The organism is Undibacterium sp. Di27W, from assembly GCF_049340345.1.
In the GTDB taxonomy this organism is placed as follows: domain Bacteria; phylum Pseudomonadota; class Gammaproteobacteria; order Burkholderiales; family Burkholderiaceae_D; genus Undibacterium.
In genome coordinates, this window is sequence record NZ_JBMPOS010000005.1 from 81,045 (window position 1) to 96,047 (window position 15,003).

A 15,003-nucleotide genomic window follows, 5' to 3' on the forward strand; every position below is an offset into this window, starting at 1 on the left:
GAACGCCAGCAAAACCTAAATATCACATTGCAAAATTTCTACAAATTACAACATCGCACAACAATCCAGCCATTATATTTAGCGTGCTGGCAAATACCTGCCAGGGTCAACTGGCTTACCCTGCACCCTGATTTCAAAATGCAGCTTTACAGTATCACTATCTGAATTACCCATTTCTGCAATTTTTTGCCCCTTGCTGATCGCTTGCCCCTCTTTGACGAGGATGGCTTTATTATGCGCGTAAGCCGACAATAAATTACTGGTGTGCTTGATAATCACCAGATTACCATAACCGCGAATACCACTACCGGCATACATGACTTTGCCAGACCCTGCTGCCAATACATCCTGCCCCAACTTGCCGCCAATGTCGAAGCCTTTATTTTTGACATCGTCAAATGTCGCCAGAACTTTACCGTCAACTGGCCACATCCACTCCACGGACTCAGATTCTGCCGGCGCTGATTCTGCCACTTTAGTGGGAGTGACAGTTTCCGTTTTAGTCACGGGTACGACAGTCGCCACTACCGTATCAGCCTTCTGCAATTCAGCCAGATTGGCTTCAGTGTAAGGACGTTTGTCGCCACGCGGCAGGGTTTTGTTGGTTGCTGGGTTGACAGGCAAAGGCCGGACCTCTACTCCAGTATTGGATGCAATACCTGTCGTTTGAGAGGCCTGACTACCATCCGGCGGAGCCACACGCAAAACCTGCCCGACTTTAATGTCATTTGGGTTTTTCAAGTCATTCCAGGCAACCAGATCACTGTAACTCTGGCCATGATCCAATGCGATCCTGTATAAACCATCGCCCCGTTTGACGACATAAGTACCACGCGTATTGTCTGGTGCCTTGACCACAGGCTTGACGACTTCAGGAATGGCGACTTCTGCTGGCCGAGTCTCTACACCCCGCTCAACCACTGGTGCCTTAGTTTGCAAATTGGTGGTACATGCCGCCAACCCTGCCAGTACTGTTATTGCAAAACCAGTTTGTAATATTTGCTGTATTTTCTTCATTTCTCTTTTTTTAATCTATCAAGTTTATTGTCATCGAGAACAAACTTAAATTACACCTGAATGCAAAGGGACAAAGTGACAAGCTTCAAGCACAGAACTTTGCCACTCATAAGTCGACGTACGTTCTATCAGCTGCAAAACCTGGTTACGCCCACCGACGGGTGCCACCAATCTGCCACCTACTCTTAACTGCTTCAGCAAAGTCTGGGGAACCTCCATTCCTGCCGCAGCCAGTATGATACCGTCAAATGGCGCCTCAGCAGGCAAACCCAGCATACCATCGCCATAATGCAGTCGGATGTTGGCGATACGCATGGGACGTAAATTGCTCTTGGCCAGTTCATGTAAAGCCCTGATACGCTCTATCGAATACACCTCCCTGACCAGCACGGAAAGCACTGCTGCCTGATAACCACAGCCAGTCCCAATTTCCAGCACGCGCTCAAGTTTGCCACCATTCCGCAATATTTCCAGCATGCGGGCAACGATATAAGGCTGCGAAATAGTCTGATGATGCCCTATAGGCAGTGAAGCATCAACATAGGCTTGACTGGCCATGCCAGACTCAAGAAAAAGATGGCGCGGCACCGCTTGCAGGGCGGCCAATACGGTTGCGTCCTTGACACCCTGCTGCGCCACTCTTGCCACCATGGCACGCCGCACACCTTCAGAGACCAGAGGACCGGACAATAAAGACGGGGACAAACCCGTTGTTGCACCATTGGCAGTCCGAGGTAAATGCAAGTCCTGTGACTTTGCCAATTTGGCAGCAGCAACCCCACTCAAATGATGTGCTGCATTGCGCATGGCCGTCTGCGGCATTGCGGTATGTCTGACTGTTCCACTACTTGTTTTGTCTTTTTGATTTACGACAGAAGACAAAGATAAGGGAAAGCGCTTGTCTTTGAGCGTCATGCAAAATCCATATCCAAATCAGCCAGTTGCCGGGTATTGGTCAAATCTATCTGCAAAGGTGTTACAGATACAAAATGCCTGTTTGTCGTATCAAAATCCGTTCCTGCACTGGCATCTCTTGCCGCTCCTGGCGGACCTATCCAATAAATATCCCGACCATGCGGGTCTATCATATGAATCACCGGCTCAGAGCTATGGCGCTTACCCAGACGAGACTTGCGTACCCCCTGGATTTTTTCAAACGGTAAATTGGGTATATTCACGTTCAGTAAAAATGGTTGTGGAAGCTCAGGAAAACCACGCTGTACCATTTCCAGTGCAACACGAGCCGCCGCATCCAGATGCGTCCACCCTTTTTCAGTTTGAGAAAAAGCAATCGCTGGCACGCCAAACAAATATCCCTCAGTAGCCGCCGCAACCGTACCTGAATACAGGGTATCGTCCCCCATGTTTTGCCCTTGATTAATACCCGACACGATCAGATCAGGCTTATCTTTCATGATGGCCGTCAAGGCAATGTGCACGCAATCAGAAGGTGTACCATTCACAAAATAAAAACCGTTGCTGGCACGCTGCACACTCAAAGGCCGGTCCAGCGTCAATGCATTCGACGCCCCCGAACGATTGCTGTCAGGGGCCACTACCGTCACCTCGGCGATCGACCCCATGGCTTGCGCCAGCGCCACGATGCCAGGAGCAAGATAACCATCATCATTACTGATCAAAATTTTCATGCTTTGTATTCTACCCGATGCTGAAATATAAATTTCTACAGAGAACAGATTTTTACGGCATAATCACAAAATCAAACGGTCGTACTATTTTATGGAGACATCAAAATGAAAGCTGTTGTTTGCAAGGAGTGGGGATTGCCAGACACTTTGGCGATAGTAGACTTGGCAGATTTGATACCGGCACCCGGCCAGGTCGCCATCAATGTCAAAGCAGCAGGCGTAAACTTTCCAGACGTATTGATCATACAAAACAAATACCAGTTCAAACCTGAACTGCCATTTACGCCAGGCAGTGAATTGTCTGGCATTGTGTATGCCGTTGGTGAAGGCGTCAGCCACGTCAAGATCGGTGACAAAGTCATCGCTTTTATAGGCAATGGTGCATTTGCGCAACAGGCAGTTGCGCCAGCCAATGCGGTCATGCCCATGCCACCCGGCATGGACTTTGATACGGCAGCAGCGATTACACTCACCTATGGCACTTCCCATCATGCTGTTGTTGACCGCGCTCAATTGAAAGCCGGCGAAACCATGCTGGTGCTGGGTGCTGCAGGCGGGGTTGGCCTGGCAGCCATAGAAATCGGTAAGGCCCTGGGGGCACGAGTGATCGCCGCAGCATCTACTGATGAGAAGCTGGAGATTTGCAAACAACATGGTGCCGACGTTACCATCAATTACAGCACCGAAGATTTACGTGAGGCTATCAAGGCCGCAACCGAAGGCAAAGGCCCTGACGTCATCTACGACCCAGTGGGTGGGATTTATGCAGAACCCGCCTTCCGCTCCATAGGCTGGCGCGGCCGTTATCTGGTGGTAGGTTTTGCCAATGGTGAAATCCCGAAACTGCCATTGAATCTGACGCTGCTGAAAGGCGCTTCACTGGTCGGTGTATTCTGGGGTGAATTTGCCAAGCGCGAACCCAAGGCTAATCTGGCCGCCATGAGAGAGTTGATGGGATGGCTGCATGAAGGAAAAATCAAGCCACATATTTCTGGCCGCTATGCACTTGCTGACACGCCTGCCGCCCTGAATGATCTGGCAGCGCGGAAAGTCACAGGCAAAATTGTCATACAGCCGAGAATTGATTTTACAGAAAGCTGAGCACCGCAAAGCAATTTGAAGTCTCAGCTTTGACAAAAAGAGGATGAGGCAGTTAGCGGTTATTCGCAGCCTCACCCAACCAATACCGATTGATATCCCTTATTCCCCATTTGGCAGCATCTTCACGCGAGGCGATTTTGTCGTTCATGCCCAGCCTCGACAAATCGATCAACTCTGGAGTGATGTAGGCCATTGCCTTGACAGAAAAGAATACTCTGACCTTGGGCAGCAATAAAGACTTACCCACTTGCTGCTCTACCACGACAGCCAGGCGACCAGACTCCAGTTTGACCAAGGTTCCGACAGGAAAAATGCCTATACTTTTTACAAAGGCCTGAAATATTTTCTCATCAAAATGGCCACTACTCCACTCTGCCATCTTGCGCAAGGACTCTGCCGGACACCAGCCTTGTTTGTAAGGACGGTCAGAAGTGATGGCATCATACACATCACAGACTGCTCCCATGCGGGCAAACACGCTGATCTCATCCCCTTTTAAACGCCTGGGATAACCAGAGCCGTCTATTTTTTCGTGATGGTGCAGGCAGACATCAAGCGCCGCCTTACTCACACCATTGGCTCCCTTCAGCATTTTATAACCAGCCACAGGGTGTTCTTTGACCGAGACAAATTCAGCATCAGTGAGCTTGCCTGGCTTGTTCAAGATATCAGCATCCACCATCATCTTGCCTATGTCATGCAATAAGCCAGCCAGACCTGCGTCTCTAGTCTCTTCTTCAGACAAGCCCAGTTGTTTTGCCAAGGCCACCATGAGTGCACAGACCGCAATAGAATGCATGTAGGTGTAATCATCCTTGGTTTTCAATCGTGCGAGGCCGATGAGAGCGCCAGGATTACGCATCACCGATTCGGCAATTTCTTCCACCATGGATTGCGCATTGCCAACGTCAACCGCCTTACCCATGCGTGCTTCGTTAAACATGGAAAACACGGCCTGCTTGGACTTACTGACGATAGCCGAGGCACGTCCAAGCTCATCATCCATGGAAACTGCAGTGATCTGTCGTGGCACCGATGGGGACGGGATGGGTGGAAGGGGTTCGGGTTCAGGCTCCGCCTTGGGCTCGGGTATGGGTTCAGCCTGTGGCTTTATTTCCACATCTTTCAAGACATCCAATCCCTTGCTGACATCTATCCATGCATGGCGAATTTTTGTTGCCTGGATCTTCTTTAACTCTTCCCTATCCGACAACATGAAAGACTTTTGCCAGAATGGCGTGTCTATCCAGGAACTACATAATTCCTGTACATACATGCCGATTCTCAGCTGAGTAATTTCAATTTTCTTCAACATAGGCAAGGAATTTATTAATTAGATAAACAAATCTTAAAGATCTGCCAGCCAATTATTCTACAAAGCCTGTCAGCAAGCCAGAAGTTAAAACAGCATATTACAAAATTTTTCCTTCTGGCAATTTTTTCAGTAAATCCATGGGTCGAAAAAAATCCTGCATGGTTTGATTGCCAATGAAACTTAAATTATACGGATGCTCTGCACAAATTTGCTCATAGACCGATGCTTCTGGCATGGGGCGCAATTGTTCAGCTATCTTACCCCATAAGACCAACACTGGTGCTCGCATCGCAGCTGCCTGCTGATATTGATAGAGCGCCGACAAGACAGTTTGCAGGAAAGGCTGCCAGGCTTTGGCATCTTTGACTGGCGCAGTATCCGCTCGAAAAACCAGGCTGGCATTCAATAATAAAAAGCCTTGCGCAATCAGGTTATCCTGCAAATCCTCCAGGCTTTGTATATAGCCACTATCAGCCTGACGCAGCTTGGCAACAACATCGGCAACGGCGGCACCTGTAGTTGCTTCTTGTTGCAGATGACCGGACGCTACCAAAAGCATTTTCATGAAATTACGCAAAGAGGTAGCGCGATTAACTTTCTTGGACAAGCCGCCGCCCTCCTCATCCGACCACAAGCTCTTGACGGCACCATCCATGAAACAGTAACCAGTAGCACTGTCTGTCCGTGGATAAGGGCCTTCGCCCATCAAGACATATCGCACAGCATCCATGGGCATGGAAAAGGCGGCAAATAAGCGTGCCTGATTCGGCAAATAGGTAGAGGCCTGCAATCCAGAAAAATAATTAGGGCTGGCAATATGTACCTGCTGCAAGCCCTCTTCTATGACAGGCCGCCAGGATGAATGTACTTGTTCAATTGCGAGACGTATATCGAGCCGTACATCCTCGGTGCAATTGTCTTGCCAGGAGCTCATTACTGACCACCCGGCATAGCTGTTGGCAATGAAGCCGTAGGCAAGCCTGGTGTCACCATAGGTGCAGCAGGACTAATCGGCCCACCTGGTGGTGCATCATTATGCTTGGGTGGAGGAAAAGCCACCGGCGCCACTTGTGGTGGCACGGTGCCACCAGGGTTCAATGACGGTATTTGTACAGACCCGCGGCTCATCTCTGGCAGTTGCGGCAAATCGACACGGCGCATGATGCCAGACTCCGACACCATCACATATTGCTCATGAACTTCCTTCAGCAGCACGCCCGGAGCAAGTTCTTTTTCCATTGCCACCGCTATCGCTGGTTTGCCATTGGCACTGATGATAGCCAGGCTTTCACCAACCCGTTTTGCCAGCACAATACCTTTTAATTGATAGTTACTGGCAGTCGCCTGAGCTGCCTGGCTAGCGCCAAAAATGCCGCCCCACTGGCCAGTACCCGGCTCATAGCTGTTTTGCTGAAAAGCAGCAGCAACTGCCCTGGCCTGGGGCTTGAACAAACGCAGCCCCCAATAACTAATAGAAGCACAAAGTACGACAAACATAAGAAAAGTCACAAGGACAGGTAAGCGTTTCATTTTTATCCTTTTTAGCGTACCAACTGATTTATTTCTATGATAGGCATCAATACCGCCAGAACAATGAGCAAGACCACGATACCCATGGTCAAAATCAAGATAGGTTCCAGCAAACCTGCCATGGTCAGGGCACGGCGCTCCAGATCCTGCTCCTGGGTATTGGAAGCCCGTTCCAGCATGGCTGGTAATTCACCCGTCACCTCACCAGCACGTATCATATGTACTAACATGGGTGGGAAATGCTTGTGCGCCGACAAGGCCCGTGCCAGGCTGACACCTTCCCGGACGCTGGCTGTTGCCTCTTCTACTTGAGCACGCATGGCCACATTCGATAAAGTCTCACGGCTGGTTTGCAGAGCACGCAGAATTGGCACACCAGAACCGGTAGTAATGGCCAACGTGCTGGCGAACCTGGCCGTATTCAAACTGCGTTCAAACTTGCCATACAAGGGCGCATGCAATAGCCAGCGATGCCAGCGCATCTTGAAGTCGGGGTTACGCAAAGCCAGACGCCACAAAGAGAATGCTGCGACCGCAAGTATCGCCACAATCCAGCCATAGTCACGCACAAAATCAGAAATTGCCAGCATGACCAAGGTCAGGAAAGGTAATTTTTGCTTGGTGTTGGCAAATACAGAGACAATTTGCGGCACCACATACGTCAACAAGAAAATCACGATAGCAAAAGCGACTACGGTCACGATAGCCGGATAGGTGAAAGCCAAACGGACTTTTTGCACCAGTGCATTGCGTCTTTCTATATAGTCCGCCAACCGTGACAAGACGCGTGACAAATGACCGATTTGTTCACCGGAGGCCACCAGAGCACAATAGATATCCGCAAAATCATTGGGATGCTGTTTCAAGGCATCAGACAGTGAATTACCGGCCATAACCTCTGAGCGTATAGAACCAACCAGATCGCGCACATAAGTACGTTCAGCTTGCTCCAGCAAGGCAGACAAGGATTGCTCCAAAGGCAGGCCAGCTTCCAGCAAGCTGGATAATTGCCGGGTAAACAAGGCGATTTCCACCGTAGACATACGGTCGCCAAAAAAGGCTGTCTTGCGTTTACCGCCTGCGTCCATCTGGTTGGCGATAGATTCTACACTGACTGGCACCAGGCCCTGGGCACGCAAATCACTGCGTGCCGCCCTGGCACTATCTGCATTGAGCACACCTTTGCTGGTATGGCCTGCAGTATCAACCGCCTCATATCGAAATGCTGGCATGCCCTTATTCCTTCGTCACGCGCAATAACTCTTCTGGCGTGGTCACACCAGTTTTCAGCCAGCGCTGACCATCTTCACGCATGGTCTTCATGCCGTCGGCCTGGGCCGCCGTCCGTATTTCTGCTTCGGCGGCTTCATGATGAATCTGGGCACGGATAGCATCCGTGGTTTGCAGTAGTTCATAAACACCGACACGGCCCTGATACCCGGTATGGCCACAATGCTCACAACCAACTGCATGCCATGTACCCTGTTTTTCAACACGGCAATGCGTACAGAGCTTGCGCACCAGTCGCTGTGCTACTACGCCCAGCAAAGAAGAAGATAACAGGAAGGGTTCTATACCCATGTCCAGCAAACGTGTGACAGCCGCCGCAGAGTCATTGGTATGCAAGGTTGCCAGCACCAGGTGGCCCGTCAGCGAAGCCTGCACGGCGATTTGTGCTGTTTCCAGATCACGGATCTCACCTATCATGATGACGTCAGGATCTTGCCGCAATATCGCCCGCAATGCCTTGGCAAAAGTCATCTCTATCTTGGCATTGACCTGGGTCTGGCCTACGCCAGCCAGTTCATACTCGATAGGATCTTCTACCGTCAAAATATTCGTCGTACCAGCATTCACCCTTGACAGAGCTGCGTACAAGGTCGTGGTCTTGCCTGAGCCTGTCGGCCCGGTAACCAGTACGATGCCATGGGGTTGGGCGATCAGTTTATCGAATTGCGTCAGCACGTCGGCGCTCATACCCAGATGCCCTAAATCCAGGCGCCCAGCCTCTTTGTCCAGCAAACGCAATACTGCGCGTTCGCCATGACCGGTTGGCAAGGTCGAAACACGCACATCAACTGGCTTGCCACCTATGCGCAAGGTAATACGACCATCTTGTGGCAATCGCTTTTCGGCAATATCGAGTTGGGCCATGATCTTGATACGTGAGATCAAGGAAGCATGAATCGCTTTTTTGGGACGCACTACATCGCGCAAAGCACCATCGACACGGAAGCGCACAACGGAAATCTGCTCGAAAGGTTCGATATGAATATCTGATGCGCCATCACGCAAGGCTTGGGTCAGCAAAGCATTAATCATGCGTATGACGGGAGCATCATCAGCCGATTCCAGCAAGTCTTCGACTGCTGGCATATCCAGCATGAGCTTGGCTAAATCGAGATCGGACTCTACCTCGCCAACCACGTCGGCAGCATCACCGCCAGAGCCCGCATAGGCTTTGGCGATGGCTTCAGCCAACTCTGTGTGAGGCAACATTGATAGTTTGACTTTACCAAACTTACGTCCAACTTCTGATATTGCCGCAGCTGGCGTCAGCTTGGAAATCTGGATTTCAACTACGCCGTTGACAACTGCAGTATCTCTGACAGCCAGCACAGAAAAGTCCCTGGCAAAACCATAGGGCAATAAACGATGATCAAGCATGGTTTATTTGCCTTCCTTACCTGCTGCTGGCGTGCTTGTTGGAGAAATCATCATGGGTGTGGTCAACAATTTCCCTTTTTCCGCCGTAGGCAGCAAACCATCATTGGCGATATCTTTGGATGGCGTGATCTGCGTGCGCATATAGTCATAACGGTCTATCGACACATTATTGCTTTGCTCGGCATTACGTATCACCGTAGGACGCAAAAACACCATGAGATTGGTCTTGGTACGTTTGCTGGACTGGTATTTGAACAAATTGCCGATAATAGGTATATCACCCAGGCCAGTCACTTTTTCTACGCCATCGGTGGTGCTATCTTCTATCAAACCACCGAGAGCAATAATTTGCCCATCATCGACCAGGACATTGGTCGTAATCGAACGTTCTTTTGTGATAATACCTGCAGCATTGGTTGTATCATCGACACTGGAGACTTCCTGGTAGATAGCCAGCTTCACCGTGCCACCTTCAGAAATTTGTGGCTTGACCTTCAATTTCAAACCGACTTGTTTGCGATCTATAGTCTGGAAAGGATTGACGCCAGCCGTACCACTGGCGGCCGTGGTAAATTGACCCGTGATCAAAGGCACGTTTTTACCGACCACGATATTTGCTTCTTCATTATCCAGCGTGACTATATTTGGTATCGACAGGACATTGGCATTGCCATCAGTTTGCAAGACGTGCGCCAGCGCACCCAGGCCCAACTGACCATTGATTTGTCTGAATATGCCGAGTGACATACCATTTCCTGGCAACACCGAGCCGGAGGAAGCCGCATTACCAGCAGCCAGAGCGAGGAGATTATTGCCCTTGGTCGAGAAAGAAGTGCCACCGCCTACCCGGTAATTACTATTACTATTACCTGACAAACCCATCCACTGCACACCCAGTTCATTTGCCTTGTCGGCACTGATTTCGACAATCAAGGCTTCAACATATACCTGGGCACGACGTGCATCGAGTTGTTCTATGACTGTGCGCAAATTGCGATACACAGGCTCGCTGGCAGTAATGATGAGAGTATTGGTTGATGCATCTGCCTGAATATAACCGGCCGCCCCACCACCGCCACCTGAAGTACCGCTGGTGCTGTTATTTGAGAAGGATGGCATGCTGCTGGTTTGGGTACTGGCTGCGCCATTCGACGCCACTGGGCTATTCGTGCCATTGGCTGAACTGCCGACATTGGACAGGCTGCTGGTGCTGCTACGTCCGGATGAGGTATCACCCGTGACGATGGAGCGCAAGGTTTGCGCCAGTTTTTCAGCTTCGGCATTTTTCAAGTAAACCACGTGCACATTGCCAGGCTGGGTAGTCGGCTGGTCCAGTTTGGTGATCAGCGACTTGATCTGGTTTGCCTTGGCCACAGAAGATGCACGCACCAGGATGGAGTTGGAACGTGGGTCTGCCAGCAATACCGGCTTGGTCGGATCGGCGGCACCACCGCCAGCATCTATCACTTTACTCACCATGGCCGCCACATCGGAAGCAATCCCATGCTTGATCAGGATGACATCCATATCCGTCGTTGCAGGTATATCCAGGGCAGCAATAATTTTGTTTAAACGCTTGATATTGTCCGCATAATCAGTGATAACCACGGTGTTATTGGTGGGGTTGCCATTGATGGTGTTATTTGGTGAAATCAGCGGACGCAATATCGTCACGATATTGGCGGAGGACTCATAATTCAATTTATAAATCTGTGTGACTACCTGATCACCTTTGGAGGATTCACTTTTCTCTGCACTGGTATTGTGCGTAGGACCAGGTTGCAGTTTGGCATCCGACTCCGGCACCACTTTGGAATAGCCATCAGCCGTCACCACTGAGAAGCCTTGCAGGCGCAAAGTGGAAGTCAGCAATTTATAAGCCTGGTCCTTGGTCAGCGGTGTCTCTGATACGAGATTGATCTGCCCCTTGACCCGGGGATCAATAATGAAAGTCACCCCGGTATAGTGACCTATGGCCTTGATGGCTGATTCTATGTCAGCCCCGACCAGATTGATTTCTACCGTATTTTTCGATGGGTCCTGAGCCATGGCCATGGGTGCCAGTAAAAAGCCTGCAGTCAATACTGCAGCACCAGTCAATGCAGACAATTGCTGGATAGGTTGGCGTAGCGAATTTCTTGTCATGGCGACCCTGTGCTTTAATGGTAATGTTTTCATTTGAACTCTAACCCAATTACTTCTTTTTCACCGTCATTACGACGCTGTCCCAGCAAATTCAATAAATTTGCCAGCCTTGCTTCCTGTCCTGCTTCAGCCCATGCCTTGCCGGAAAACTGGAAACGACCATTCGTCATTTTCCCTGTCCCAGCCAGCATCATCGGCCCTTTGATAGATGATAATTGCATGTCAGCCTCAGTCCCACGCAAATCAAAAGCCATCTGGTAACTCCCCAATGGTTTTATGGGCGACAAACGTGAAGCCATTTCTGCCAACTCCAACTGCATATGCCCCGTCATGCTCAATTGCCCATCCTTGCGTGAAAACAGCAATTCATTCCAGGACAAATGTAATAAACCCGTAGGCCCTATGGTGTTCAGTGGTGCCCCCAGGCCTTCCAGTCGTTCTGGTGGCAACAACAGCACCGATGGACTGACTTGCCACTGACTAAAGCTACCGGTAACTTTGACAGGCGCAGACAATGCCGCAGGATTTTCCAGCTCAGCCTTGATTTGCCCCACCATCAGCCAGGGTGAAATACGCCACTGAAACCGCCCCGGGAACAAAGGGGTCACCGGGCCAGTCTTTCCCGCCGCTACTCCTATAAATGCCGAACCCTGCCAAAAACTACCCTGCACATCACCCAGGCTCAAGCGGCCCTGGCTTTGCCGCTCTACGACAAAACCCAGCCAACTAGCGGGTAAAAACATCACTACCGTTAACATGACACTGGCAATTGCCGCAAAAATCCAGGTCAAACGTTTGGAAAATAACATCGTTTTATCCGGGCTTCAGGAAGAGCTTTTTTGTTGTCTCAAGGTCAGGGTCGCACTCACCTGACCGTTTTCCAGCAAAGCCACCAGTTTTGCTTCTTCCACTGTCAATCTCGACGCCTTTTGCAGCTCGACCAGGCATTCCATCAGGCTGGCATAGGCGGCCGTGGGAATTTGCAAACGCACTACATCATCACTAACAGAAATGGTCTGGGCCTTGATGCCACGCCTGCTCAACACTGTTTCCAGCTGTTCGCGGCTTACCGGTGCAATGAATTCGGATAAATTCGCAGCCAAACCTGCCTGCTGTTTGCTCAATTCAGTGATCTCTGCCAGTTGCTGATTCAGGACGGGCAGTGCAGCATTGAGTTGCTTGCGACCACTCAATGCTGGGGCCAGGAAAAAACCATAGATGATTGCAACAAGTATGAATGTGGCGCAAATGAGCAGCATCTTGCGCTCACGCTCAATGCGACCCTGCCAAAATAAATTAAATTGTTCTCTGATTGCGCTGAACATTAGCTTTTACCTCCGGTCGTAATACGCAAAGCCCCATCTGTAGAGGTAGTAATTGTCATGGATTGCTCAGCCAGTGCTGAGCGCAAGGCGTCCATAGGCAGTTGCACATTGGGCTTGACCCTGACAAACAGAGATCGGTCCTTGTACTCTATCGATGCCACGCCGCCAGGTACACCTACCCTGTCCCACACCAGTGAAAACTGTGCTGCCATCACGGCAAAATCGTTGGCAGCAAATTGCCCAGCCGCGCGCTTGGCTATATTGATTTTTTGCTGCATCTGCTTCAAGGGACTGTCAGAAATCACCGTTTCTTTTGGATAGGCATTCCTGAATATTTGAAGCAAGGCATTCTTTTGATCTTTTTCTTCCCGCTTCATATTGAACCATTCAAGATTCAAGGCGAGTAAATTAATAATCGCCAAGGCAATGACCAAACGCAAAGGCCAGCGCCACTTGTTCCAGTCAAAACTGGCCATATGCTCGGCTGCTACACCCGTCATCAAATCTGGTGTGCTGCTGTTGATACCAGCCACCCGGTTGACCCAACTGACAGGCATGACTGTCAATTTCTCGTCCAATCCTTCGGCTTTGATCGCGAGCTGGCATGCTTCTACTGTCGCGCCTGGAACATAAGCTGTCACTTTAGGGCTGGCACTGAGTTGTGCCAGCATGGTCAATGCCTGTGCTACTCCGGTATTTTCCAGGCTCAAACCCAGACCATGCTCAGTACCATCACGCAAACCCAGTTCCAGACCTTCTTCTTTTTCATCGATGACAGCCGAAGCAGTCTGGCTTGCTACGTCAAACGCCAGCGCCAGTTGTGCCGGATAGGCAGAAAACTTTTTCAGCGGCCAGTCTTTGACTCTTTTAGCCAAGCCTTCCAGCCAATGTTTGTCAGTGACGGCTACCGTGATTTCACCATTGACCACATCCCCACTGACCAGAACCAGATCAGCCGGATCGGAAATCAATTGATCTTCCAGCAAATTGGGCAGTGCCTGTTTGAGTTTTGCCGCTGACATGGGTGGTACTTTGACATTCAGCAAACTGGTGTCGCTGGCAGCCAGGATGAAGGCTACTTGTCGTGCACCTGCAGCAAGCGGCTTCAGCTCAGCCAGGGTGGACTGTCCTTGCTGTTGCAAACGCCCTTCCGCTGAAATCAAAGCGAAAGCCAGCGCCTGCGACGCCCAATCAGTCAGATGTTGTGCCGCCACTCTGGAGGGCAAAGAAATATACAGTGTGCTTGCCATTTTTTATTTAGTTTTCCCGTACCCAAAGCACCGTTGTTGTCATCGTGGTGGATGCCACATTATCGGCCCGCTCTATCAAAGCACTTACATCCAGCGCAGAACGATTCATTTTGACTTTACCATTGATGATGAAAAAATTGGTTGAAACTGCCACATCCTTCGCAGCAACGGTTTTCAACTTATCCTCAAAACGCGATGTGAACTCTTCCACAGTGCGGAAATAAGCACGATCACGGCTGGCTATCATGGCAGCCGCATCCCCCATACTCAAGCCATTTACCCTGGCCGCCAGCACTTCTGCAAAAGTAGTATTCACATTGATTGCAGTCTTGCGTGGCAAGACGGTGACAAAACCCTTCAAACGCTCAATCATGTCGGGGCTAAAGCCATTAATTGCCAGCAAATCATCAACTTGTGTAAAGCGCAGGAATTGTACTTCAGGAAGCGATGAGTCTGAGGCACTTTTTCCAGGGCCGCTTTCTGCTGACGACGAACCAGGGGCAGCTACCACCCTGCTTTGTGTCCTGGCTACCATTTCAGCAACGGGCTGCGCCAACTGCCCATCAAATCGCAGATTGACCAGCAGACGACTGAAGGTGTCCACTTCACGCGGATCGATATTGCCATCCGTCGCCAGATTATTGAGGTTATACATCGCTTGCGCATCGATCACCTGACCAGACAAGGTGGCATCGCTGTCATCATTGTCAGTACGTGCATTTTCCACGTATTGATCCAGCCTGGTATCGGCCAGTTTGACTGCCCAAGGTTCACCAAGATGATCAACATTGGCAGACTGCTTGGCATCTTCACGCAAAATCAATCTCGCCCAGTCTATGGCGCCACGCAAGATCCATTTTTTTTGTAATTGCATGCGCTGATTTTCTATCGACCTGACCTGTACCTGCTGTTGCCAGAACAGGCTGGCAACGATAGTGATCGCCAGGGTAGTCAGGAGCAAGGCTGTAATGACGGCCACACCTTGCTGGCGTTGGAGGCGCATC

General features: G+C 50.2%; 14 protein-coding genes. 1 reads left to right on the forward strand and 13 read right to left on the reverse strand.

The features are described from left to right. Positions 1 to 78 precede the first annotated feature (78 nt). The 3 genes from ACO0LF_RS11860 to surE are packed head-to-tail and all read right to left on the reverse strand — an operon-like array spanning position 79 to position 2,666. On the reverse strand, positions 79 to 1,017 hold the full coding sequence (locus ACO0LF_RS11860; protein WP_423014288.1) for a peptidoglycan DD-metalloendopeptidase family protein: 939 nt from the start codon (positions 1,015 to 1,017) through the stop codon (positions 79 to 81). Positions 1,018 to 1,062: 45 nt separating this feature from the next. Next, positions 1,063 to 1,932 (reverse strand): protein-L-isoaspartate(D-aspartate) O-methyltransferase, encoded by an 870-nt coding sequence (locus ACO0LF_RS11865; protein WP_423014289.1) that lies wholly within the window; start codon positions 1,930 to 1,932, stop codon positions 1,063 to 1,065. Beyond that, positions 1,929 to 2,666 (reverse strand): 5'/3'-nucleotidase SurE, encoded by a 738-nt coding sequence (gene surE, locus ACO0LF_RS11870; RefSeq protein ID WP_423014290.1) that lies wholly within the window; start codon positions 2,664 to 2,666, stop codon positions 1,929 to 1,931. The genes ACO0LF_RS11865 and surE overlap by 4 nt, the downstream gene beginning before the upstream one ends. Before the next feature lie 105 nt (positions 2,667 to 2,771). On the opposite strand from surE, the gene ACO0LF_RS11875 reads away from it, so the two are divergent. Continuing rightward, positions 2,772 to 3,767, forward strand: a complete 996-nt coding sequence (locus ACO0LF_RS11875) for an NADPH:quinone oxidoreductase family protein (protein ID WP_423014291.1) — start codon at positions 2,772 to 2,774, stop codon at positions 3,765 to 3,767. Between the two features lie 52 nt (positions 3,768 to 3,819). Here ACO0LF_RS11875 and ACO0LF_RS11880 read toward each other — a convergent pair whose 3' ends face one another. The 10 genes from ACO0LF_RS11880 to gspK form a co-directional block, all read right to left on the reverse strand. Next, a complete protein-coding gene (locus ACO0LF_RS11880) occupies positions 3,820 to 5,082 on the reverse strand; it encodes an HD-GYP domain-containing protein (RefSeq protein ID WP_423014292.1) in 1,263 nt (420 codons plus the stop codon). A 97-nt stretch (positions 5,083 to 5,179) separates the two neighbouring features. Further along, positions 5,180 to 6,016 carry a uracil-DNA glycosylase gene (locus ACO0LF_RS11885; RefSeq protein WP_423014293.1) on the reverse strand — a complete coding sequence of 279 codons (837 nt, stop codon included), beginning with the start codon at positions 6,014 to 6,016 and terminating at the stop codon, positions 5,180 to 5,182. Continuing rightward, positions 6,016 to 6,612: a type II secretion system protein N gene (locus ACO0LF_RS11890; RefSeq protein WP_423014294.1), complete on the reverse strand. Its 597-nt coding sequence runs from the start codon at positions 6,610 to 6,612 to the stop codon at positions 6,016 to 6,018. The genes ACO0LF_RS11885 and ACO0LF_RS11890 overlap by 1 nt, the downstream gene beginning before the upstream one ends. An 11-nt stretch (positions 6,613 to 6,623) precedes the next feature. Continuing rightward, complete coding sequence (gspF, locus tag ACO0LF_RS11895) at positions 6,624 to 7,844, reverse strand: type II secretion system inner membrane protein GspF (RefSeq protein ID WP_423014295.1); 1,221 nt, start codon at positions 7,842 to 7,844, stop codon at positions 6,624 to 6,626. Positions 7,845 to 7,848: 4 nt separating this feature from the next. Next, positions 7,849 to 9,279, reverse strand: a complete 1,431-nt coding sequence (gene gspE, locus ACO0LF_RS11900) for a type II secretion system ATPase GspE (protein ID WP_423014296.1) — start codon at positions 9,277 to 9,279, stop codon at positions 7,849 to 7,851. 3 nt (positions 9,280 to 9,282) lie between these two features. Next, positions 9,283 to 11,457 carry a type II secretion system secretin GspD gene (gene gspD / locus ACO0LF_RS11905; protein ID WP_423014297.1) on the reverse strand — a complete coding sequence of 725 codons (2,175 nt, stop codon included), beginning with the start codon at positions 11,455 to 11,457 and terminating at the stop codon, positions 9,283 to 9,285. Beyond that, positions 11,454 to 12,233, reverse strand: coding sequence for a type II secretion system protein N (gene gspN / locus ACO0LF_RS11910; RefSeq protein WP_423014298.1), 780 nt, complete (start codon positions 12,231 to 12,233; stop codon positions 11,454 to 11,456). Before gspN ends, gspD begins: the two co-directional genes overlap by 4 nt. A gap of 15 nt (positions 12,234 to 12,248) precedes the next feature. Next, the gene (gene gspM / locus ACO0LF_RS11915; protein WP_423014299.1) at positions 12,249 to 12,749 is read right to left on the reverse strand and encodes a type II secretion system protein GspM; all 501 of its coding nucleotides are present in this window, start codon (positions 12,747 to 12,749) and stop codon (positions 12,249 to 12,251) included. Continuing rightward, a complete protein-coding gene (gene gspL, locus ACO0LF_RS11920; protein ID WP_423014300.1) occupies positions 12,749 to 13,999 on the reverse strand; it encodes a type II secretion system protein GspL in 1,251 nt (416 codons plus the stop codon). The genes gspM and gspL overlap by 1 nt, the downstream gene beginning before the upstream one ends. A 7-nt stretch (positions 14,000 to 14,006) precedes the next feature. Continuing rightward, on the reverse strand, positions 14,007 to 15,002 hold the full coding sequence (gene gspK, locus ACO0LF_RS11925) for a type II secretion system minor pseudopilin GspK (protein ID WP_423014301.1): 996 nt from the start codon (positions 15,000 to 15,002) through the stop codon (positions 14,007 to 14,009). Position 15,003: the final 1 nt, after the last annotated feature.